Source organism: Amycolatopsis sp. 2-15 (assembly GCF_030285625.1).
GTDB classification, from domain to species: domain Bacteria; phylum Actinomycetota; class Actinomycetes; order Mycobacteriales; family Pseudonocardiaceae; genus Amycolatopsis; species Amycolatopsis carbonis.
Genome location: NZ_CP127294.1, coordinates 4,229,392 through 4,249,147 on the forward strand (window position 1 = coordinate 4,229,392; position 19,756 = coordinate 4,249,147).

General features: G+C 70.9%; 15 protein-coding genes and 1 pseudogene. 8 read left to right on the forward strand and 8 right to left on the reverse strand.

Going from position 1 to position 19,756, the window contains the following annotated elements:
* Positions 1-75: 75 nt before the first annotated feature.
* The 3 genes from QRX50_RS21030 to QRX50_RS21040 are packed head-to-tail and all read left to right on the forward strand — an operon-like array spanning position 76 to position 2,246.
* On the forward strand, positions 76-735 hold the full coding sequence (locus QRX50_RS21030; RefSeq protein WP_285973621.1) for a GntR family transcriptional regulator: 660 nt from the start codon (positions 76-78) through the stop codon (positions 733-735).
* 5 nt (positions 736-740) lie between these two features.
* On the forward strand, positions 741-1,244 hold the full coding sequence (locus QRX50_RS21035; protein ID WP_285973622.1) for a metallophosphoesterase family protein: 504 nt from the start codon (positions 741-743) through the stop codon (positions 1,242-1,244).
* Between the two features lie 18 nt (positions 1,245-1,262).
* Complete coding sequence (locus QRX50_RS21040) at positions 1,263-2,246, forward strand: PHP domain-containing protein (RefSeq protein WP_285973623.1); 984 nt, start codon at positions 1,263-1,265, stop codon at positions 2,244-2,246.
* Between the two features lies 1 nt (position 2,247).
* Here QRX50_RS21040 and QRX50_RS21045 read toward each other — a convergent pair whose 3' ends face one another.
* The 3 genes from QRX50_RS21045 to QRX50_RS21055 form a co-directional block, all read right to left on the reverse strand.
* On the reverse strand, positions 2,248-2,931 hold the full coding sequence (locus tag QRX50_RS21045; protein ID WP_285973624.1) for a L,D-transpeptidase family protein: 684 nt from the start codon (positions 2,929-2,931) through the stop codon (positions 2,248-2,250).
* Between the two features lie 63 nt (positions 2,932-2,994).
* Positions 2,995-3,846, reverse strand: a complete 852-nt coding sequence (locus tag QRX50_RS21050) for a chitosanase (RefSeq protein ID WP_285973625.1) — start codon at positions 3,844-3,846, stop codon at positions 2,995-2,997.
* A gap of 325 nt (positions 3,847-4,171) precedes the next feature.
* Positions 4,172-5,332, reverse strand: coding sequence for a saccharopine dehydrogenase family protein (locus QRX50_RS21055; protein WP_285973626.1), 1,161 nt, complete (start codon positions 5,330-5,332; stop codon positions 4,172-4,174).
* 90 nt (positions 5,333-5,422) lie between these two features.
* Here QRX50_RS21055 and QRX50_RS21060 point away from each other — a divergent pair, with 90 nt between their 5' ends.
* The 3 genes and pseudogenes from QRX50_RS21060 to hrpA all read left to right on the forward strand — a co-directional run bounded on the left by QRX50_RS21060 (position 5,423) and on the right by hrpA (position 11,998).
* Positions 5,423-6,259: an LLM class flavin-dependent oxidoreductase gene (locus tag QRX50_RS21060; protein WP_285973627.1), complete on the forward strand. Its 837-nt coding sequence runs from the start codon at positions 5,423-5,425 to the stop codon at positions 6,257-6,259.
* A gap of 636 nt (positions 6,260-6,895) precedes the next feature.
* A pseudogene (locus QRX50_RS21065) lies at positions 6,896-8,056 on the forward strand (cation:proton antiporter).
* A 111-nt stretch (positions 8,057-8,167) separates the two neighbouring features.
* Positions 8,168-11,998: an ATP-dependent RNA helicase HrpA gene (gene hrpA / locus QRX50_RS21070; RefSeq protein WP_434533352.1), complete on the forward strand. Its 3,831-nt coding sequence runs from the start codon at positions 8,168-8,170 to the stop codon at positions 11,996-11,998.
* Here the strand turns inward: hrpA and QRX50_RS21075 are convergent.
* On the reverse strand, positions 11,991-12,863 hold the full coding sequence (locus QRX50_RS21075) for an AraC family transcriptional regulator (RefSeq protein ID WP_285973629.1): 873 nt from the start codon (positions 12,861-12,863) through the stop codon (positions 11,991-11,993). The genes hrpA and QRX50_RS21075 overlap by 8 nt on opposite strands.
* Before the next feature lie 153 nt (positions 12,864-13,016).
* On the opposite strand from QRX50_RS21075, the gene QRX50_RS21080 reads away from it, so the two are divergent.
* Entirely contained in the window at positions 13,017-14,099 is a 1,083-nt protein-coding gene (locus QRX50_RS21080) for an aldo/keto reductase (RefSeq protein ID WP_285973630.1), read from the forward strand.
* 3 nt (positions 14,100-14,102) lie between these two features.
* Here the strand turns inward: QRX50_RS21080 and QRX50_RS21085 are convergent, their stop codons facing one another.
* The 3 genes from QRX50_RS21085 to QRX50_RS21095 form a co-directional block, all read right to left on the reverse strand.
* Entirely contained in the window at positions 14,103-14,540 is a 438-nt protein-coding gene (locus QRX50_RS21085) for a hypothetical protein (protein ID WP_285973631.1), read from the reverse strand.
* Positions 14,541-14,609: 69 nt separating this feature from the next.
* Entirely contained in the window at positions 14,610-15,077 is a 468-nt protein-coding gene (locus QRX50_RS21090) for a hypothetical protein (protein WP_285973632.1), read from the reverse strand.
* A 16-nt stretch (positions 15,078-15,093) separates the two neighbouring features.
* Positions 15,094-16,785, reverse strand: a complete 1,692-nt coding sequence (locus QRX50_RS21095; RefSeq protein ID WP_285973633.1) for a bifunctional 3'-5' exonuclease/DNA polymerase — start codon at positions 16,783-16,785, stop codon at positions 15,094-15,096.
* A 152-nt stretch (positions 16,786-16,937) separates the two neighbouring features.
* On the opposite strand from QRX50_RS21095, the gene QRX50_RS21100 reads away from it, so the two are divergent.
* Entirely contained in the window at positions 16,938-18,575 is a 1,638-nt protein-coding gene (locus QRX50_RS21100; protein WP_285973634.1) for an acyl-CoA synthetase, read from the forward strand.
* A gap of 1 nt (position 18,576) precedes the next feature.
* Here QRX50_RS21100 and QRX50_RS21105 read toward each other — a convergent pair whose 3' ends face one another.
* Entirely contained in the window at positions 18,577-19,500 is a 924-nt protein-coding gene (locus QRX50_RS21105) for a hypothetical protein (RefSeq protein ID WP_285973635.1), read from the reverse strand.
* Positions 19,501-19,756 lie beyond the last annotated feature (256 nt).

Consider the following 19,756-nt stretch of genomic DNA (forward strand, 5'->3'; position numbering starts at 1 on the left):
CGGGCACCGTCCGCGACCGCCTGGTTGAATGTCGGTCTGTTCACCGCGGCAGACCGCGCGAGCCTGGAGTGTCCGATGCCACCGACGTTCAGCCTGCCCGCCTCCCGGACCGAAGTGGTCGTGGAGGAGATCCGGCGCGGCATCCTGACCCGCGAACTGCTCCCGGGCCAGCCGCTGGTGGAGGCCGAGCTGGCGCAGCGGCTCGGCGTGTCGAAGACGCCGGTGCGCGAGGCGCTGAAGGTGCTGTCGAACTCCGGGCTGGTCACGTTCAGCCCGTACCGCGGCGCTTCGGTGTGCGTGGTCGACGCGGAGCTCGCGCGGTCGGTGTACGACGTGCGGATGGTGCTCGAACCCGAGGCGCTGCGCCGTTCGGTGGCGGCCGGGGCGTCGTTCGACGACGCGGCCGAAGCGCTGAAGGAGGCGCAGGCGGCGCTCGCGGACAAGGACCACACCGCGCTCAGCCTGCTCAACCGCCGGTTCCACCGCGCGCTCTACGCCGGCTGCGGCAACCCGCTGATGGTCTCGATGCTCGACGACCTCAAGGACCGCGCCGCGCTCATCACCGTGGTCGGCTGGGACACGAACCCCAGCTGGCGCAAGGAGTGGACCGAGCACAAGGCCGTGCTCGCCGCCGCGAAGAAGGGCGACGCCGAGGGGGCGGCCGAGTTGCTGCGCAAGCACATCGGCGCGTTCCTCGACCGAGTGCTGGCCGCGATCCCGGACGAGGGGGCGTAACGACCGTGCGGCTGCTGCTCGTCGCGGACACCCACTTGCCCAAGCGCGCCAAAGCGCTCCCCGACGAGGTCTGGGCCGAGGTGGAGCGGGCCGACGTGGTGGTGCACGCGGGCGACTGGGTCGATCTCGACGCGTTCGACGAGCTCGCCGTGGCCAGCAAACGGCTCGTCGCGGTCTACGGCAACAACGACGGACCCGAGCTGCGCGAGTGGCTGCCGGAGGTCGCCCGCGTGACGCTCGGTGGTGTGCGCCTGGCCGTGATCCACGAAACGGGCGACGCGAAGGGCCGCGAAGCGCGTTGCGACGCGCAGTTCCCTGACACCGACGTGCTGGTGTTCGGCCACAGCCACATCCCGTGGGACACCGTGACGCCCGGCGGCCTGCGCCTGCTCAACCCCGGCTCGCCCACCGACCGGCGCCGCCAGGAGTTCTGCACGTACTCCACCGCTGAGATCCACGCCGGGAAACTCACCGACGTCGAGCTCCACGAGCTGCCCCGGCGCGCCTGAGCGGGTAGAACAGGACGCATGGACCCGGCACGCGCACTGCGCGACATCGCGTTCCAGCTCGAACGCGCGGCTGAGCCGACCTACCGCGTCCGCGCCTTCCGGCAGGCCGCGGCGGTGGTCGACCACCTGTCGCAGGAAGAGCTGGAGAGCCGCGTGCGCTCGGGCACGCTGCAGGCGCTCAAGGGCATCGGCAAGGCCACGGCCGGGGTCATCGAGGACGCGTGGCTCGGCCGTGTGCCCGCGTACGCGGCGAAGGTCGCCGAAGCCGATCTGCCCGACGGCGGCGAGCTGCGCGCCGCGCTGCGCGGCGACTGCCACACGCACTCCGACTGGTCCGACGGCGGCAGCCCGATCCAGGAGATGGCCGAGGCCGCGCGCGACCTCGGCCACGAGTGGATCGTGCTCACCGACCACTCGCCGCGCCTGACCGTGGCCAACGGTCTTTCGCCCGAGCGGCTGCGCAAGCAGATGGACGAGGTCGCGCGCGTCAACTCCGAACTCGCGCCGTTCCGGTTGCTGCACGGCATCGAGGTCGACATCCTCGACGACGGCGCGCTCGACCAGCGTGCCGACTTGCTGGAGCGGCTGGATTTCGTGGTCGCCAGCGTGCACTCGAAACTGCGCATGCCGTCGCGTGAGCTGACGCCGCGGCTGCTGGCGGCCGTCGCGAACCCGCACGTGCGCGTGCTCGGCCACTGCACCGGCCGGCTGGTGCGCGGACCTCGGGCGCGGCCGCCGTCGACGTTCGACGCCGAGAAGGTGTTCACCGCCTGCCGGGAAAACGGCGTGGCGGTGGAGATCAACTCGCGCCCGGAGCGGCTCGATCCGCCCATGCCGTTGCTGCGGATGGCCGTGGAGCTGGGCTGCGAGTTCGCCATCGACAGCGACGCGCACGCACCCGGCCAGCTCGACTGGCAGGTCTACGGGTGCGCGCGCGCCGAAAAGGTCGGTCTCACCGCGGACCGCGTGATCAACACCCGGCCCGCCGACGAGCTCGTTTAGTCTACTGTGGACTGATCCCGATGTTGATCACGGGATGCCCGGCCGGGTCGAGCCAGCGCATCACGGCGTCGAGGTCCGCGCCCGGGATGGACACGCAGCCCGCCGTCGGTTTACCCGACGAGACGTGCAGGAAGAACGCCGAACCCTTGCCCGGCACCGCGGGCGAGCGGTTGTAGTCGATCACGGTGGCGTGGTCGTAGACGGGACCGGCCTTGCCGAGGTCTTCGCCGGCCGCCTCGTTGAACGGGCAGGTGCCGGGCGCGCACGAGTAGTGCGTGTTGTAGTGGGGCGACTTGACGTCGGAGACCCACCAGTCGTGGCCGGTCACCTGGCGGTAGGGCAGCCGGGTGCCGTTGGTGGGCTGGATGCCGAACGCTTCGGTGAGCGTCCAGACGCCGGCGGGCGTGCGCGACGTCGTTTCGCTCGCTTCGCCGATGCCCTGTGTGCCGACGAACGCCGGGAAGGGTCCGAGAGCCCGGACCCACTGGGAACCCTTGCGCTGCCAGGCGATGAGCGTCGCGGTGGTCGAGGACGGTTTCGGGGCGGTGACCGTGACCATCTGGCCGGCGGAACCGTGGTAGGCCAGCGGGGGATTCGGCGCGGAATCCTGCGCGGGCGAAGCCGGTGCGGCGGTGGCGAGCGTACCCAGCGCGACACAGACCAGCGTCCCCAGAACGGTTCTCATGGGGCGCGAGCTTACGGCACGAACCCGGGACGCCGCGGGGAATCGGCGGCCCGGGTTTCGGGCTCAGTTGATCTGGTAGGAGTCGCCGTAGACCTTCCACTTCAGGGGCGTGTGGAGGTCGAGGTTGCCCGCGTTGAGGAACACGAGCTGTTCGGTGTCCACGCGCGAGGTGTCGGCGTGGGCTTCTTCCTGCTTCATGATCACCTTGCGGGCGTCGAGGAACGCCTTGAGGTAGGTGCTCTCGTTGCCGCCCTGTGACGGCGGCTTGGCCTTTTTGATTGCGGAGTTGCGGATGCCGCCGAAGCTGTCAGAGCTGTTGCCCGGGCCGTGCATCACGATGGCGTCGTAGTAGATGAACTGGCCCAGCGCGCCGAGACCGTCGGACTTCGCCTGGTTCACCGACGGGTTGAAGTACACGCGGTCGCGCTCGCTGTTCTGCGCGGCCTGGAACTGCGACGTCTTCGCCGCGGCCTTCCACGCGTCCACGAACGCCTGGCCGAGGCCGGAGTGGGAGTCGGTGCCGTTGACGTTCCGCAGCGCCGGCAGGTACTTCGCCAGCGGGTTGTTCGGCACGGAGTTGGTGTAGGCCTCCACGAGCTCGAGCATGTCGCCGGTGCCCGAGCAGAAGCCGATGATGCCGGCGGTGTAGCCGCGGCCGTCGCCGATGTCCTCGATGTAGCTGTACTGGGCCTTCCAGTCGAGGCTCGAGTTCTCCGCGCTGGAGACCAGCTGCATCGCGATGTCCTTTTTCTCCGGCGAGGCGAGATCGCCGCCGGAGGCGAGGACGGACGCCGCACTGCTGAGGGACGCGGGCGCCGGGGCGGCCGTGGAGAGGGCGGGGGTGGCCAGGACGACGGTGAGGGCCGACGCCACGGTGAGACCGGCAACGAGAGCAGGCCGCATCGTCTTGCGCATGGGAGAATTCCCTTTCCGCAGGTAAGTCAGGGCGGGACCATGACAGGTGGGCAAGGCGGACGAAGCCGGGAATTCCCTGGTCTCCCAGGGCAATCACGACTCCGGTGCTGCTGCGGCGTAGCGCAACGATAACCGCGGGTGATCCTGGCGGCAAGGGGGTAGATCGGGTTTTCGCGGATGGCGGGCAGGCTGGCGGGAGCTGGTGCCCGGAGGGTGGTACAGGGTTCCGGTGAGCGGGAAACTGTTGTGTCCGGAGTGAAGGAGACGGCGGCGAGTAGTCTGAACGTCCTTTGTGGACCAATAGGAGTCTACAAAGGATTGTGAATTACAAAGTCCGGAACCCCATCCCCGCCCGCATCAGCCGCTCGATCAGCGCGTCACCCATCGCCGTCGCCGTGGTGACTTGGCCGGCAGTCGCAGGCAACTCGTCGAAAGCCAGGCACAGGGCCGATTCCGCCAGCATCTTCGCGGTCTCGTCGTAGCCGGGGTCGCCGCCTGAGACTTCGGTGGTCACGTGGTGGCCGCCGCCTGAGCCGATGAAGCGGACGGAGAACCAGGACTTCGCCCGGCGGGCCAGGCTTGGGCCCTGGCCTGGGGCGAGGAGCTTCGACAACGCGTCGCGCGCGGGGGTCAGCTGGGCGGCGGCGAACAGTGCGCCCGCGCCGGCTGTCGCGGCCGCCACCGACGGCAAGCCGGAGAAGGCCGCGAAGTGGCGGTAGCGGAAGTCCGGGCCGTAGCGCGCGGAGGCCCGCGCCGAGTGGCCCACGACCTGGGGGTCGATCGTCGGCAGCGGGACGGCCCACTGGCCGGTGCCGGGTACGCGGTGCGGGCTGCCGATCGGAACCCGAACCCGACGGCCGGCTGGCGGAGGTTCGGCCGCGGCGCGGTCCTTGGCCGCGCGGTTGGCGGCGGCCTGGCGGGAGAACGCCGTCATCGCCGTGAGGAAGGTGCCGCCCGAGGGCATGGCGCCGACGCGGACGTAGCCGTCGACCTGCAGCGGGACGTCCTCCGGCAGCTGCCGCACGGTGTACCAGGCGCCGAGGTCGTGGGGGATCGAGTCGAAGCCGCAGCTGTGCACGAGCCGGGCGCCGGTCTCGGCGGCCTTCGCGTGGTGGGCGAGGTACATGCGGTCGACGAACTCGGACTCGCCGGTGAGGTCGACGTAGTCCGTGCCCTCGGCGGCGCACGCGGCGACGAGCGGTTCGCCGTAGTGCAGGTACGGGCCGACGGTGGTCGCCACGACCTTCGCCGACGCGGCGACCGCGCGCAGCGAGTCGGGGTCCGCGATGTCGGCGCTGAGCAGCGGCACCGTGCCCAGGCGCTCGTCGATGGCCGCCAGCCGGGTGCGCAGGTCTTCGAGCTTGGCGCGGTTGCGGCCCGCGAGCGCCCAGCGGCAGCCGGGCGGGGCGGAGCGCGCGAGGTACTCCGCCGTGAGCGTGCCGGTGAAGCCGGTGGCGCCGAACAGCACCAGGTCGTAGTCGGCCATGCGCGTGCCTCCCGAAGGTCCGGTCCCGAGGTTACCGCCGGGTTATTTCGGGGCCGGAATCTCCGCCCGTCCGGCGTGGTTGAGGCGGGTGTGACGGACTTCGGGCGGGACATCTCGACGGGCTATTTCCTGGTGCCGAACGCGGCCGACCCCCTGGTCGAGCACGCGCGCGAGCTGGAGCGGATGGGGTTCGAGCACCTCGCCGTGCAGGACCACCCGTATCAGCGCAGGTACGTGGAGAGCTTCTCCCTCATGGGCGTGTTGCTCGGCGCGACGACGAAGATCCGGGTGTTCCCCGACGTCGCCAACCTGCCGTTGCGCAACCCCGCCGTGCTCGCGAAGGCCGCCGCCAGCCTCGACCTGCTCTCGGGTGGCCGCTTCGACCTGGCCGTGGGCGCCGGCGCGTTCTGGGACGCGATCGTCGCGTACGGCGGCCCGCGCCGGGCCCCGGGCGACGCGCTCGCCGCCGAGGAAGAGGCGATCACCGTCATCCGCAAGATCTGGAGCGGCGACCACAACCTCCGCTTCGACGGCCGCTTCCACACCCTGGCCGGCGCCCACTCCGGCCCCGTGCCGACGCGTCCGATCGGCCTGTGGCTCGGCTCGTACGGCCCCCGCGCGCTGCGCCTCACCGGCCGCCTCGCCGACGGCTGGGTCGTCAGCCTCCGCGACGACTCCGCAGAAGCCCTCCGCATGGCCTCCGCCGTGGACGCTGCCGCGGTCGACGCCGGCCGCGACCCGGCGTCGATCCGCCGCGTCCTCAACGTCGGTGCCACCCCGACCGCCCCGGAACTCGCCGACTTCGCCCTCGCCGGCGGCTTCGACACCTTCGTCCTCTCCGGCGCGGACGACCGGGCGTCGCGCGTGTTCATCAGCGAGACGATCCCGGCCGTCCGGGAGCAGGTGGCGGCGGAACGCTCGGCGTGACGGCGGCTCAGAGGTCGGCGGTCCAGGGCCCCTTCGGGTGCCGGCGCGGGTCGAGCCACAGCTGAGGCAGTGTGAGTTCCAGGCCCATCCTCGGCTCCGGTCCGAACACGGCGGCTCCGGCACGCGGAGTGAGTGCCCCAGCCCGACGGTGAACGTCCCAGCCGGCGCTGACGTCGCCCTCCGGGATCGCCGGCAGACCCTGGCCGGGACCGGCGCCCCGGCCACTTCCCGCAACGAGCGTCCACTGTGGAGCTTCGAGCAAGATTAAAGAGCTGGTAAACTAACGGCACGATGACCGCTGCCGCTGCGCCACGGCACCGGTCCATCCTCAGTGTCCTGCCCGCCGCCTTGCTGTTCCTCGGGATCGCCGCGCCTGGGCCGGCGCCCACGGGGCCGGCGCACGGCCCGAGCCCGCACTGGTCGCCCAGCAGTCACCGCACTTCGTTGCCGCGCAACCGATCCCGGACGCCGCGCCGCCAGAACGAGCAAACCAGCGCCCGGCCGCGACGAGCACCACGACCGTCGACAAAAGCACCACCGCAGAGCACCGATCCGACCCGAAAGCACCTGCCCGCGCGCCTCCCGCCATCTGAGTACGTCACCCCCTCACCCGTACTCAGCTGTTGGAGGTATCCCATGACCAACGGGCATGCCTTGCCGGCCGTCGGCGGTGCGTTCCTGGCGGCCGGGGTCGTCGCGCGCGTCGGGGCGCGGATCGGGTTGCCGACGATCCCGTTGTTCATGCTGGCCGGCTTCGTGTTCGGCCCGCACGCGCCCGGGTTGTCGCTTGTGGACGACCCCGCCGAGCTCGGCGTGCCGGCCGGGCTCGGCCTGGTGTTCCTGCTGTTCTACCTCGGTCTCGAGTTCTCGCTCGACAACCTCGCGCGCGGCGGCCGACGGCTGGCCGCGGCGGGGCTGGGCTGCCTGGTGCTCAACGTCGGCGGCGGGCTCGCGTTCGGGTTCACGCTGGGCTGGGGCACGCGCGAAGCGCTGGTGATCGCGGGGCGATCAGCATCTCGTCGTCGGCCATCGTGACCAAGCTGCTGCTCGAAACCCGCCGCACCGCCAACCCCGAATCACGCCTGATCATGGGCGTGATCGTGCTCGAAGACCTGTTCCTCGCGCTCTACCTGGCCTTGCTGCAGCCCGTGCTCAGCGGCGCCGACGGCTTCGGCGCGGCGCTCGCCGACTTCGGCAAGGCGCTGGGCTTCCTGCTCGTGCTCGCGCGCTGGGGCGGCGGGCTCGTGTCGCGGTTGTTCGGTTCGGCCGACTACGGGCTGCTCACCGTGTGCTTCGTCGGCGTCGCGGTGCTCGGCGCGGCTGTCGCCGAGGAGGTGGGGGTGTCCGACGCGATCGGCGCGTTCATGGTCGGCATGATGCTCGGCGGCTCGAAGGTCGCGCCGCGTGCACAAGCTGGTGCTGCCGCTGCGCGATGCGTTCGGGGCGCTGTTCTTCTTCATCTTCGGCCTCTCGATCGCCCCGGGCGCCGTGGGGACGGTCGTGGTCCCCGTGCTGGCGGCCGTCGTGCTGACGCTGGTGCTCAACCTCGCGGCCGGCGCGTTCGCCGCCCGCCTGCACGGCTTCGATCGCCAGGCCGGGGTGAACATCGGGCTGACCGTGCTCACCCGGGGCGAGTTCTCGCTGGTCCTCGCGACGCTCGCGGCGGCGGCCGGGCTCGACGAGCGCGTGGCCCCGTTCGTCGCCGGATACGTGCTGCTCCTGGCCGTGATCGGGCCGCTCGCGGTGGTGCGTTCGGACCGGCTCACGTGGCTGCTGCCGGCCCGGCGGCCGGCGTGAGGAGACCCCGGGCATATTCAGGAGCCAGGCCCGTCACGCACCGCTATCCTCGTCACAAGTATGTCCACTCAATCTCCCCTCGAGGCGTTGCGCGCGCGGCTGCCCGAGCTGATGTCACGCGACGAGCACCGCCTGCGCCGTCGGCTCGACGGCGCGCGCCGGTCACGCGACAAGCAAGCCGTGGCCGAGCGCATCGCCGCCGACGTGACCGCCGCCGAGCTGCGCGTGCAGCGCCGGCGCGAGAGCGTGCCCAAGATCGAGTACCCCGAAGAGCTGCCGGTCAGCAAGCTCAAGGACGAGATCGGCAAGGCGATCGCCGAGAACCAGGTGGTGATCGTCGCGGGCGAGACCGGCTCGGGCAAGACGACCCAGCTGCCGAAGATCTGCCTCGAGCTCGGCCGCGGCATCCGCGGGCAGATCGGGCACACGCAGCCGCGCCGGCTGGCCGCGCGCACGGTCGCCGACCGCATCGCGAGCGAGCTGAAGACCGAGCTGGGCGACGCCGTCGGATACAAGGTCCGCTTCACCGACCAGTCCGGCCAGGACACGCTCGTGAAGCTGATGACCGACGGCATCCTGCTCGCCGAGATCCAGACCGACCGGATGCTGCGCCAGTACGACACCCTGATCATCGACGAGGCCCACGAGCGCAGCCTCAACATCGACTTCATCCTCGGCTACGTCAAGCAGCTGCTGCCGCGCCGGCCCGACCTCAAGGTGATCATCACCTCGGCCACGATCGACCCGGAGCGCTTCTCGAAGCACTTCGACAACGCGCCGATCGTCGAGGTCTCCGGGCGCACCTACCCCGTCGAGGTCCGCTACCGGCCGATCATCGACCCCGACGACCCCGAGGCCGATCCCGATCGCGACCAGACGCAAGGCATCCTCGACGCCGTCGCGGAGCTGAGCGCCGAAGGCCCCGGCGACGTGCTGGTGTTCCTCTCCGGCGAGCGCGAGATCCGCGACACGGCGGATGCGCTCAACCGCCTCGACCTGCGGAGCACCGAGGTGCTGCCGCTGTACGCGCGGCTGTCGTCGGCCGACCAGCACCGCGTGTTCCAGCGTCACACCGGCCGCCGGATCGTGCTGGCGACCAACGTCGCCGAGACGTCGCTGACCGTGCCGGGCATCAAGTACGTGGTGGACCCGGGCAACGCGCGCATCTCGCGCTACAGCCACCGCACGAAGGTGCAGCGGCTGCCGATCGAAGCGATCTCGCAGGCGTCGGCCAACCAGCGCAAGGGCCGCAGCGGCCGCACGTCCGACGGCATCTGCATCCGGCTGTACTCCGAAGAGGACTTCGAGTCGCGGCCGGAGTTCACCGACCCGGAGATCCTGCGCACCAACCTCGCGTCGGTGATCCTGCAGATGACCTCGCTCGGGCTGGGCGACATGGCCGCGTTCCCGTTCGTGGAGCCGCCGGACCGCCGCCAGGTCGCCGACGGTGTGCAGCTGCTGCAGGAGCTCGGCGCGTTCGAGGTGGACGACGCGTCGAAGTTGACCGACATCGGCCGCAAGCTCGCGCAGCTGCCCGTGGACCCGCGGATGGGGCGCATGGTGCTGGAAGCCGCGCGCAACGGGTGCGTGCGCGAGGTGATGATCATCGCCGCGGCACTGTCCATCCAGGACCCACGGGAGCGGCCGGCGGAGAAGCAGCAGGCGGCCGACCAGCAGCACGCGCGGTTCGCCGACCCGACGTCGGATTTCCTCGCGTACCTCAACCTGTGGGAGTACGTGAGCGAGCAGCAGAAGGCGTTGACGGGCAACCAGTTCCGCCGCCTGTGCCGCAACGAGTACCTCAACTACCTGCGCATCCGCGAGTGGCAGGACATCTTCAGCCAGCTGCGCCAGCTGGCCAAGCCCCTCGACATCTCGCTGAGCACCACGCCGGCCGACCCGCAGCACGTGCACACGTCGCTGATCGCCGGGCTGCTCTCGCACATCGGCCTCAAGGACCCGGCCAAGGGCGACTACCTCGGCGCGCGCGGGGCGCGGTTCTCGGTGTTCCCGGGCTCGGCGCTGTTCAAGAAGCAGCCGCGCTGGGTGATGTCGGCGGAGCTGGTGGAGACCTCGCGGCTGTGGGGGCGCGTCAACGCGCGCATCGAGCCGGAGTGGGTCGAGCCGCTGGCCGCGCACGTGGTGAAGCGGTCGTATTCGGAGCCGCACTGGGAGCGCAAGCAAGGCGCGGTGATGGCGGTGGAGAAGGTGACGCTGTACGGCGTGCCGCTCGTCGCCGACCGCCGCGTGAACTACGGGCGCATCGATCCCGAGCTCTCGCGCGAGCTGTTCATCCGCCACGCGCTGGTGGAGGGCGACTGGCACACCAACCACCAGTTCTTCTCCGAGAACCGCGCGCTGCTCGACGAGGTCGAGGACCTGGAGAACCGCGCCCGCCGCCGCGACATCCTCGTGGACGACGAGACCCTGTTCGAGTTCTACGACCAGCGCGTGCCGGCCGACGTGGTGTCGGTGCGCCACTTCGACAGCTGGTGGAAGAAGGCGCGCCGCGGCGACCCGGACCTGCTGTCGTTCGAGAAGTCCATGCTCATCAACGAGACCGCGGGCGGCGTGCGCGAGTCGGACTACCCCGACTCGTGGACGCAGGGCTCGCAGGTCTTCGGGCTCACCTACCAGTTCGAGCCCGGCGCGGACGCCGACGGTGTCACCGTCCACATCCCGCTGCCCGTGCTGAACCAGGTGACGCCGGACGGCTTCGACTGGCAGGTGCCGGGCCTGCGTTCGGAACTGGTCACCGCGCTGATCAAGTCGCTCCCGAAAGCCTTGCGACGCAACTTCGTCCCCGCTCCCGACACGGCCGCGTATGTCCTTTCGCGAGTGTCGCCTTCGGATGGTCCGCTGATCGAGGTGCTGTCCGACGAGCTGTTCACGCTGCGCCGCGTCGACGTGCCGCTGTCGGCCTACGATCTGTCTTCCGTGCCGGACCACCTGCGGGTGACGTTCCGTGTGGTCGACGACCGCGGCCGCAAGGTGGCCGAGGGCAAGGACCTGGAGGCGTTGAAGCTCAGTCTCGCCCCGAAGGTCCGCGAGACGATTTCGAAGGCCGCCAACAGCATCGAGAAGGCGGGCCTCACCCAGCCTGCTTTCGGTTCCCTGCCTCGAGTTTTCGCCTCCACGCAGCGCGGCCACGACGTCAAGGCGTACCCGGCGCTGGTGGACGAGGGTTCGTCGGTCGCCGTCCGCCTGCTGGACACCCCGGCGCAACAGCAGCACGCGATGTGGGCCGGCACCCGGCGCATGCTGCGGCTGAACCTGAACTCGCCGATGAAGTTCATCACCCGCTCGTTGTCCAATTCCTCCAAGCTCGTGCTGAACCGCAACCCGCACGGCAGCGTCGCCGCTCTGCTGGAGGACTGCGTCGACTGCGCGGTCGACTCCCTGATGACCGCGGCCGGCGGCCCGGTCTGGGACGAGGCCGGTTTCGCGGTGCTGCTGGATCGTGTTCGTGCGGGCTTGAACCCGGCCGTCCTGGCGGTGCTCACGGACGTCGAGCGGATCCTGCGCGCGGCCATCGAGGTGGAGACGGTCCTGCCGGACACCCGCGGCCCCGCGGAGTCGCTGGCCGACCTCCGCGCGCAGCTCGCCGGCCTGGTCCACGCCGGTTTCGTGACGGAGACCGGCGCTTCGCGGCTGCGCGATGTCGAGCGCTACCTACGCGGAATCTCGCGCCGGCTGGAGAAACTGCCCACCGAGCCGACCCGCGACCTGCAACGCACGGCCGACGTCGCGTGGATCACGGAGGAATACCGGTCGGCCCTGGCCGCGCTGCCGCCGGGGACGTCGTCGCCCGCGCTGGCGGAGGTGCGGTGGATGATCGAGGAGCTGCGGGTGTCCTTCTTCGCCCAGACCCTGGGGACGGCGTATCCGGTGTCGCTGAAACGGATCACGAAAGCGTTGGACGACGCCTTGGCGGCTAGCTGATTCCCGCCCGCAGCCGGGTCGAGTCCTGGCCCGGGGGGACGCCGAACTGGCGGCGGTATTCGCGGCTGAACTGCGACGCGCTGTCGTAGCCCACGGCGTAGCCGATGGACGCGACGTCGTCGTCGGTGCGGGACAGGAGGAGCAGGCGGGCCTCCTGCAGGCGGATGTGTTTCTGGTACTGGATGGGCGTCATGGCCGTCACGGCACGGAAGTGGCGGTGGAAGGACGACTCGCTCATCGCGGCGAGGCGGGCGAGGTCGGCGATGCGCAGGGACTCCGCGTGGTGGTCGCGGATCCAGCGGATGGCGCGCCCGACGTGCGAAAGGCTGCTGTCGGCGAGGCCGATCTGGCGGATGGTCGCGCCCTGGTCGCCGGTGACGAGGCGCCAGAGGATCTCCTTCTCGATGAGCGGCGCGAGCACGCGGCGGTCGGCCGGGTGGTCGGTCAGCCGCAGCAGGCGGACGAACGCGTCGAGCAGTTCGGCGGGCGCGTCGCTCACCGTGATGGCCGACGGGGTGGCCGGGGCCGAGTTCGTGGTGCCCGTTTCGAGCAGGAGGGCGGCGACGGCTTCCGGCTTGAGGACCAGGCCGGCGCCCAGGAACGGTTCCGTGGAGCTGGCCTCCACGAAGTGCCCGGTCACGGGCATGTCGACGGTGACCACGAGGTACTGGCCGGCGCCGTACTCGTAGGTGCGCTCGCCCGTGCCGATGCGTTTGCGGCCCTGCGCGACGACGGCGAGCACCGGGCCGGTCAGCGACGCCGCCGGGTCGGTGGGCGCGCGTTCGCACGACAGCATCAGGCCGCCCGGCAGGTCGGTGCGGCCGGCGTGGCGGGTGATCAGCGTGCGCAGCTCGGAGAGGGACACGGGGTCGATTCGACCACGGCCGCGCCCGCCTGAGCAACTGGCGATCGTGACAGGATCAGGCAAGAGGCTACGACTTTCGGGCTCACGGTGGCGGGCCGGGCGCTGGTGTCATGGAACGGCAACGAAGTCCCATGATGAGCCAGGAGAATTCCCGTGAGCCTTGATTCCTACGTCCACCTCGGCCGGTCCGGCCTCGTCGTGAGCCCGTTCTGCCTCGGCGCCATGAACTTCGGCGAGGACACCGGCACCGGCTGCAGCGTCGAAGAGTCCGAGAGGATCCTGCAGACCTACCTCGACCGCGGCGGCAACTTCATCGACACCGCCAACTTCTACACGAACACGCATTCGGAGAAGATCGTCGGCGACTTCCTCGCCGCGACGCCGGGGCTGCGCGACCGGATGGTGCTGGCGACGAAGTTCTTCGTCAACCTGCACCCGGGTGACCCCAACGGTGGTGGCGCCGGCCGGAAGGCGATTCTGCACCAGGTGGACGACTCGCTGCGGCGGCTCGGGACGGACTACCTCGACCTCTACTACTTGCACAATTACGACCGCCACACGCCCGTCGAGGAGACGCTGCGGACGCTCGATGATCTTGTCGGGGCCGGCAAGATCCGCTACGTCGGGTTCTCCGACACTCCGGCGTGGTTCACGGCGAAGGCGCAGACGATCGCGGAGTTCCGCGGGTGGGCACCGGTGGCCGGGTTGCAGATGGAGTACTCGCTGCTGGAGCGCACGATCGAGGGTGAGCTGCTGCCGCTGGCGGAGGACGCGGGCATGGCAATGCTGCCGTGGAGCCCGTTGAAGAGCGGCTTCCTGTCGGGCAAGTACACCCGGGACGGTGCGGCTGCCGATACGCGGCGCGGGGCGGCGTTCGGGGTAGGACCGATGGAGGAGCAGTTCCGGGTGATCGATGTGGTGGTGGGGATCGCGAAGGAGCTGGGCGTGAGCCCGGCTGCGGTGGCGTTGGCGTGGGTGCAGGGGCGGCCGGGGATCACTTCGACCTTGATCGGACCGCGGCGAGTGGAGCACCTGACGGAGAACCTGGCCGCGCTGGACCTTCAGCTCAGCGCCGAGCAGGTCGCCGCGCTGGACGAGGTTTCGGCGCCGCGGCTGAACTTCCCGGCCGAGCTGAACCGCGGCATGGCCCCGATGCTGCGCTACGCGGGCGCGACCGTGAACGGGCAGGAGCACGGCGTGTACCCGCCGCTGCTGCAGAACGCCACGCGCTACTGACCGTCAGACCGCGACGTAGCAGTACAGGTGCCCGTTCGTGGGCTTCGCCTGCTTGGCGAGCGCGGCCAGTTCGTCGACGACCGGCAGCAGGTCCTCGGCACTGGCCTCGCCGCCGAGGTCTTCGGCGTGGGACCAGAAGTCCGCCAGTTCGCGGCGGCGGGGTTGGTCGGTGGCGGCGATGGCGTCGCGGAATTCGTCGGTCAGCGTGACGAGCACAACCTCGCCCTCGCCGACTTCCGCGAGCAGCTTCATCGCCCGCGGGTTGTCGGCGGCCGCCTCCTCGCCGACCCCCGTCAGGAACGACTCAGCCCGGGGCACCTGCATGTTCGGGTCGATGCCGTTGAACGCGGCCGTCGGGAAGAGCGCGGCCGGACCTTCGGGTGCTTCGAGCGCGGTCGCGGCTTCGTCGTCCGAAGTGGCCGTGAAGTAGATGTAGAGCATGAGGGAACTCAACCACAGGGCGACCTGACGGAAAAGCGGCGCGCCCAGTGGCTGAGGAGCCGGCAGAGGTCAGTCGCCGGAGAAGCCCCAGAAGAAGACCTCGGTGGGGGTGCCGTTGTGGTACAGCACCAGACTTCGGCCGGTCCAGCGTTCGCCCATCAGGTCGGCGAGCGAGCCGGAGGGGCCGGGCCGGAAGACACGGTCGAAGTCGGCCGCCGACGGTTGGTGGGTGCCGAATACCTCGATGAGTTCGGCGGGGCTTAACGGGCGGATGGTGCCCACGCTGTCGGCTTCGGAGATCTCGTGGGTGTCGAGGATGGTGTGGGTGCCGGCGTCCCAGAAGTTTTCGGAGTCCTTGGCGGCTTCGAGGTCGGGCAGGGATCTGGGCCGAGGCACGGGCGCGACGTACTCCGGATCGAAGGTCTCCCACGGCCAGAGGTAGTCACCGGTCGACAGGAGTTGCGCCTGGACGAACCTGTGTGTTGCTTTGACGCTGCCGACATAAGGCGCGCGGTAGTGCCAGCCCGAGGCTCCCATGACGAATCTCCTTGAGTTATTTCGCGTCGGCGTAGGTGTCGACGGCGAGGGCCTGCATCGGAAAGTGGACTGGGCATGCCTCGCCGAACAGCATTTGCGCCGACTCCGTCACGGTGGACTCGATGAGGGCCGACACGGCGGGCGCCAGCTCGGCCGGGGTGTGGACGATCACCTCGTCGTGCTGGAAGAAGACGAGGTGGGCGGGGGCCGGGAGGCGGCCGCGGAGGGTGGCGAGGAGGACGGCGGTCAGGTCGGCCGCGCTGGCTTGCACGACGAAGTTGCGCGTGAAGCGGCCCCAGCCGCGGGAGGCGCGGCGGGCGCGGGTTTCCGTGGCTTCGTCGTCGGCGAGGCCGCCGGTGAGGGCGCGCCACGCGGCGGACGGGGCGGGGGAGGTGCGGCCCAGCCGGGATCGGACGCGTTCGCCGCGTTCGCCGGCGGCCGCGGCTTGTTCCACATAGGATACGGCGTCGGGGAAGCGCTGGCGGAGCAGAGCGAGGAGGGGGCCTGCTTCGCCGGAGGTGCCGCCGTACATGGCGGACAGCATGGCGATCTTGGCTCGGGAGCGGTCGTCCGCGGAACCGGACGGTGGGGGAACGTAGCGGGCGCCCGAAAAAAGAGCCTCGCCCAGCCGCGCGTACAGGTCCGTCGCGGCCGAGACTTCGGCCAGCCGGCGATCGCCCGACAAGGCCGTCAGCACGCGTGGTTCCAGCTGAGCGGCGTCCGCGACCACGAGTTTCCAGCCGGGATCCGCGCGGACGCACGTGCGCAGCACCTTGGGGATCTGCAGCGCCCCGCCGCCGCGGGTGGCCCAGCGGCCGGAGACGACGCCGCCGACGACGTAGTGGGGGCGGAAGCGGCCGTCGGTGACCCATTCGTCGAGCCAGGCCCAGCCGTTGGCCGAGTGCAGGCGCGAGAGTTCCTTGTACTCCAGCAGCGGCGCGACGGCCGGGTGGTCGATGTCGCGCAGCAGGTACTTGCGCGCGGCCGGCACCTCGATGCCCTCGCGGGCCAGCGCGCGGATGACGCTCGGCGACGAGTCGGGGTTCACCGGCCGCCCACCGAACGCGTCGGTGATCTGCGCGGCCAGCGCGACCAGCGCTTTCGGCCGCTGCCCGGACGGCACGCGCGGACCGAGCCGGGACTCCAGCAGCGCCCGGTGCAGGTCCGCCCGCCACGGCAGCCCCGCCGCCGACATCTCGGCCGCGGCCAACGCGCTCGCGGACTCCGCCGCCAACAGCAGCCGCATCCGACCGGGCGAAGCGACGGAAGCCACGCGTTTCTCCTGCTCCGCCAGCACGCCACGGACCGCGTCGACGACCGTGACGTCAGGAGGCAGCCCCGGTCCACGCGGCGAGAACAGCGTGGGCTGCGCCGCTTCGCCGAACGCGGGCCCGTCGTCGGGCGGTTCCTCGCCCTGCGCCCGCGCCCACGCCGCGCGCAGGCTGCGCGACTCGCTTTCGCGCCCCTCGTACGCGAGCAGCAGGCCCTCCGCAAGGCCCAGGTCATGGCAGCGCCCCAGCCGCACGCCCGCGTCGATGAGCTTCGGGTACAGCGCCTCGACCGAGGGCAGCACCCAGCGCGGCGCCTCGGCTTCCTCGAGCCGCCGCACCTCGGCCACCCACTCGGCCCTCGACAGCCCGCGGGAAGTGCCCGCCGGCGTCGAGATCGTGTAGCCGGCGTCCTCCTCCTGGCCGGTGATCACCTGCACGCCGTCATTGTGCTCGGGGCTACCGACAATTTCGGTCACCGAACCCGGCCGCCGTGGTCTGGTGCACGCTCGCCCGGCTTGGTCTACTGTCGAGTAGCCACCCATACCGGCGGTACGGGTGGCTTCCCCGCAGCAGCAACGGAGGTGTCCGGATGAGGAACCCGGCCGGGGTGTTCGGCCTCGCCAGCCAGGTCACGGACAAGGTGGCTGAGACCGCGCGCAGCATCGACGTGATGCGCCGCGCGGGGCTCGTGCCGTTCCCGCGGCTCGACGAGGGCGTGCGCTCGGTCGTCGCCATCCGGAAGTACGGCCCGTTCGCGGGCGCCAACCACATCGCCGCGCGCCGCGACCCTGCGGCCGTCGGGATCGTCGACGAGCTCGGCCCGCTCACGTTCAAGCAGCTCGACGACCGGTCCAACGCGCTGGCCAGGGCCTGGTCCGAGCGCGGGCTCGGCGAGGGCACCGTGATCGCCGCGCTGTGCCGCGACCACCGCGGCCTCGTGCTCACCATGGCCGCCGCCGGCAAGCTCGGCGCACGGCTGCTGCTGATGAACACCGGCTTCGCCAAGCCGCAACTGGCCGACGTCGCGCAGCGCGAACGCGTCACCGCACTCGTCTACGACCAGGAGTTCACCGGCCTGCTCGACGCGATCTCCGGTGACGTCGAGCGCTACCTCGCGTGGGTCGACGAACCGGGCGACCACTCCGTGCCGGTGCTCGACGAGATCATCGCCAGCACCGACGACCGCCCGCTGCACGCGCCCGCCAAGCCCGGGGGGTTCGTGCTGCTCACCAGCGGCACCACCGGCACGCCGAAGGGCGCGCCGCGGCCGCACACGTCGCCGCTGGCGTCCGCGCAGTTCCTCGACCGCATCCCGCTGCGCGCGGGCGAAGCCACGTACATGGGCGCGCCGCTGTTCCACGGCACGGGGCTTTCGCAGTTCATCCTGAGCTTCGCGCTGGGCTGCAAGGTGGTGATGCGGCGAAAGTTCGACCCGGAGGAGACGCTCAAGGGCGTCGCCGAGCACCGCTGCACCACGCTCGTGCTGGTGCCGACGATGCTGCAGCGCATCGTCGACCTGCCGGCTTCGGTGCGTTCGCGGTATGACACGTCGTGCCTGCGGATCATCTTCGTCGCGGGCTCCGCGCTGTCGCCCGACCTGGGCAACCGGGCCAGCGAGCAGTTCGGCGACGTCGTGCACAACCTTTACGGCTCAACGGAAGTCGCCGTCGCGACCGTCGCCACGCCGGAAGACTGGCGCAAGGCACCGGGCACCGTCGGGCGCGCGCCCGTGGGTTGCCGCGTCGCCCTGTACGACGAGCACGGCCGCCAGATCACCGAGCCCAACGTGACGGGCCGCGTGTTCGTCGGCAGCGGCCTCAGCTTCGGCGGCTACACCGACGGCCGCCACAAGGAGATCATCGACGGCCTGCTCTCCAGCGGCGACGTCGGCCACTTCGACGACGACGGCCTCCTGTTCATCGACGGCCGCGACGACGAGATGATCGTCTCCGGTGGCGAGAACGTGTTCCCGGTCGAGGTCGAGAACCTCCTGGTGGAGCGCGACGACGTGATCGAGGCCGCCGTGATCGGCGTCGAGGACGAGCAGTTCGGCCAGCGGCTCAAGGCGTTTGTCGTACGCAGCGAGAACTCGGCGCTGGACGCCGACGGGGTGCGCGACTACGTGAAGTCGAACCTCGCCCGCTACAAGGTGCCGCGCGACGTGGAGTTCCTGGACGAGCTGCCGCGCAATGCGACGGGGAAGGTGTTGCGCTCCAAGCTGAGCTGACTCACTCCCACCCGATGCCGAAGATCCCCGGCCCGAAGTCGAGCGCCACGGCGTGCACGCCGCCCGCCGAGTCGAGGCGCAGGCGGCGGCGCGTGGGGGCCGAGTCGTCGCGGGAGTACTGCCAGCAGCGCACGGGTTCGGCTTCCGGGGCGAATCGGATTTCCAGCAGGTACTCGCGCACGGGGCGGCGGAATTCGCGGTAGTGCGTGGCGCGGCATTGCGGGTAGGGCGGGCCCGAGTTGGTCAGCGAGTACTCGATCAGGTGCGTCTCGCCGCGGTCGAGCGGGCGGTCGAAGAGCAGCTCCGCCACCAGGATGCCGTGCGAGGAGTCCGCCTCGAAGCGGCCGACGCGGCAGTTGCGCACGGCGTGGACCTGCGGCACGGACGCGGCGTCGTCCTGGGCGTAGACGAGCAGCCAGCGGTCGAGGCCGTCGGCGCCGGCCTGGAAGACGGCGCGGGACGTGACGGCCTGCTGGCCGCCGTCCGCGGCGATCTCGCAGCGGTCGTGCAGGCCGACGAGCTTGAGGTGCTGCTGCTGGTCGAGCATGTGCGGCGCGCCGACGCGGTCCAGCAACGGCTGCAGCGTTTCGCGGGTGAACGTCAGCGGTTCCTCGCCGACGCGGTCACGGCGGGTCGCGCCCCGCGGGCGCGGCGGGGGCAGCAGGCCGAGCAGCGAGCCGGCCGGGACGTCGAGGATCTCCTCCAGCACGCGCACGGCGGACAGCGAGCTCGCGCGTTCGGGCTGGCGTTTGCCCGACTGCCAGTAGCTCAGCGCCGTGACGCTGACGGCCGCGCCGCGGGCCCGCAGCCGCGCCTGGATCCGGTCGAGCGACAGGCCGCTGGCGGTGATCGCCGCGCGCAGCGCGCTCGCGAACGCGGTCCGGGCGCCGTCGGCCCCGGACTCGTCCGCAGTTCCACCAGCCATGCCCCCGCCCGTGGTCTCGCACCGCACCGGTTCGTGGTGAAACCCGTGTCCGAAAACCCGTGGTCCGCCGACCGGGTGCCCGAACGGAGTGTCCGAAACCCCACAGTGTCCGAACCGACACGTCAGACCGTATCAGCAGCCGACCAGGCACTCCGCGTCACCACTGGGGCGAACGGGCTAGTACTGGCAACTGTGAACCATTGCCCTGACCTGCGGGGGCGCGTTTGTATGGCCATCAAGCCCCGCACCGGCGATC

Excerpts from the sequence above, each read along its gene's own strand:
- QRX50_RS21030 (WP_285973621.1), top strand. The coding sequence starts at position 76 with ATGCCACCGACGTTCAGCCTGCCCGCCTCCCGGACCGAAGTGGTCGTG.
- QRX50_RS21040 (WP_285973623.1), top strand. The coding sequence starts at position 1,263 with ATGGACCCGGCACGCGCACTGCGCGACATCGCGTTCCAGCTCGAACGC.
- QRX50_RS21045 (WP_285973624.1), bottom strand. The coding sequence starts at position 2,931 with ATGAGAACCGTTCTGGGGACGCTGGTCTGTGTCGCGCTGGGTACGCTC.
- QRX50_RS21050 (WP_285973625.1), bottom strand. The coding sequence starts at position 3,846 with ATGCGCAAGACGATGCGGCCTGCTCTCGTTGCCGGTCTCACCGTGGCG.
- QRX50_RS21055 (WP_285973626.1), bottom strand. The coding sequence starts at position 5,332 with ATGGCCGACTACGACCTGGTGCTGTTCGGCGCCACCGGCTTCACCGGC.
- hrpA (WP_434533352.1), top strand. The coding sequence starts at position 8,168 with ATGTCACGCGACGAGCACCGCCTGCGCCGTCGGCTCGACGGCGCGCGC.
- QRX50_RS21085 (WP_285973631.1), bottom strand. The coding sequence starts at position 14,540 with ATGCTCTACATCTACTTCACGGCCACTTCGGACGACGAAGCCGCGACC.
- QRX50_RS21090 (WP_285973632.1), bottom strand. The coding sequence starts at position 15,077 with ATGGGAGCCTCGGGCTGGCACTACCGCGCGCCTTATGTCGGCAGCGTC.
- QRX50_RS21100 (WP_285973634.1), top strand. The coding sequence starts at position 16,938 with ATGAGGAACCCGGCCGGGGTGTTCGGCCTCGCCAGCCAGGTCACGGAC.
- QRX50_RS21105 (WP_285973635.1), bottom strand. The coding sequence starts at position 19,500 with ATGGCTGGTGGAACTGCGGACGAGTCCGGGGCCGACGGCGCCCGGACC.